Source organism: Kitasatospora sp. NPDC058406 (assembly GCF_042722765.1).
In the GTDB taxonomy this organism is placed as follows: Bacteria; Actinomycetota; Actinomycetes; order Streptomycetales; family Streptomycetaceae; genus Kitasatospora.
This window is the reverse complement of the sequence record NZ_JBHXKE010000495.1, coordinates 1-1,568: the sequence shown is the minus strand read 5'-3', so window position 1 is coordinate 1,568 and position 1,568 is coordinate 1. Positions and strand designations below refer to the sequence as shown.

Genomic DNA, 1,568 nt, shown 5'->3' with positions numbered 1-1,568 from the left:
CCCTCGCTCGGTGCGAGCGAGGGGCCGCCGATGCTCAGGCGTGGTGGTCGAGTTTGCCGGCCTTGATGGTGCGGAGGAGGTCGGCGAAGGTGGCGGCGGTGGTGCGGAGGATGACGTCGCCGTCGTCGGATTCACGGACTTCGATCAGCCCGCCCACGGTGCGAACCTCGACGCATGCGTTACTCGACCCGGAGTAGCTGGACTTCTGCCATATGGGGCTACCCATGTTTGCGCTCTACCTCATTCTTGATGGAACGGATGAAGTTTCGTGAGTCATCTTCCGGGAGAGCCACTGTGGCCATACGGGCGAGGATCTCGCGGTAGCTTGACAGGCTAGAAGGAGCGTCGAAGAGCGGGCAGCCGAAACTGATGTCAATCTGCACGGTGTCCAGCTCAGGGACTGGACCCTCGGTGTAGACGAAGTTCTCGCTGGGGCCAGGCAGAGCCTCGACATCGAACGGGACGACCCGAAGCGAGATCCCCGAGCTCCTGGAGTCTTCGATGAGCGCGCCGAGTTGTTCGGCAAGTGCCGCTCGCCCGCTGAACTGCATGCGGAGTGCGGCCTCGTGGATGAACGCCAGGTAGGGCGTCGCACCCGATCGGACAATCTGCTGCCTTCGCAAGCGGTAGGCCATCCGAATGTCGACCTCAGAGCGCGGCAACGGTGGAAGCGCACGAGCGAACACCGACGCTGCGTATGCCGGGGTCTGGAGCAGCCCAGGCACAAAGGTGATCGAGTAGGTGGAGATCCGCCGGGCATGGCCCTCGATCGCAGCCACGTCAAGCAGATCGGTGTCCAGGCTGTGGCTGTACTCATCCCACCAACCCGGCTCTCGCTCCTTGATCATGTCGGCGAGTGCGTCGATCAGAGGTCCGTTGGTGCACTTGCAGGCGGTCGCGATCTCGCGTAGGCGCTCCACACTGACGGCCGACTTCCCGTTCTCCATCTGGGTCACCAGGGCGGGCGTCACCCCAAGCAGGCGGGCGAGCTGACTGCCTCCGAAGCCGGCCGACTCACGCATCCTCCGGAGTTCGGCGCCGAGGCGGCGCTGGCGAAGGGTTGGATTCTGGCGAAGGGCCATGGCGTCCTCTCAGGTGATACCGACGCCAGTGTGCCGCGCCGCCGGAGGACGGGGCCACCAGGGTACGGACGAGCCGCCCCGAGGAGGCGGGTATCCCACTCAAGGTGGAACTTCTCGCAGCTGGATTAACTTTAAGAGCCAGTGCGTTATGGTCTATCTCACAGCGATCCGACGGATCGTCAGTAACGCTCGTCTGTTGGGGCGGTAGGTGCCTGCTGCCCTCTTGCACCGCAGAGCAGCCATGGCCGGGCCTGGCTCACGGTGACGTCTCCGTCCTCGCCTCTCCTCCCCACTCGCACGACCTCACTCGGAGGTTCCCCATGCGTGCCTTCAACCCGCCCGACTGGTCCGCCGCCCGCGAGGAGCTGCGCACCGCGCTCACCTTCTCCTCCTGGCCGGACGACCTGATCCGCGACGCCGAACTCGCCCTCCACGAGCTGTACGTCAACGCCTGGCGCCACGCGGGCTGCCAGGCCCCGACCGTCG

Annotated in this window: 2 protein-coding genes; both read right to left on the bottom strand. The window is 65.4% G+C overall.

Annotated elements, in window-relative coordinates:
• Window positions 1-34 precede the first annotated feature (34 nt).
• Window positions 35-226 carry a DUF397 domain-containing protein gene (locus ACFWOG_RS40815; protein ID WP_380364813.1) on the bottom strand — a complete coding sequence of 64 codons (192 nt, stop codon included), beginning with the start codon at window positions 224-226 and terminating at the stop codon, window positions 35-37.
• Window positions 219-1,082, bottom strand: a complete 864-nt coding sequence (locus ACFWOG_RS40810) for a helix-turn-helix transcriptional regulator (RefSeq protein WP_355402158.1) — start codon at window positions 1,080-1,082, stop codon at window positions 219-221. Before ACFWOG_RS40810 ends, ACFWOG_RS40815 begins: the two co-directional genes overlap by 8 nt.
• Window positions 1,083-1,568 lie beyond the last annotated feature (486 nt).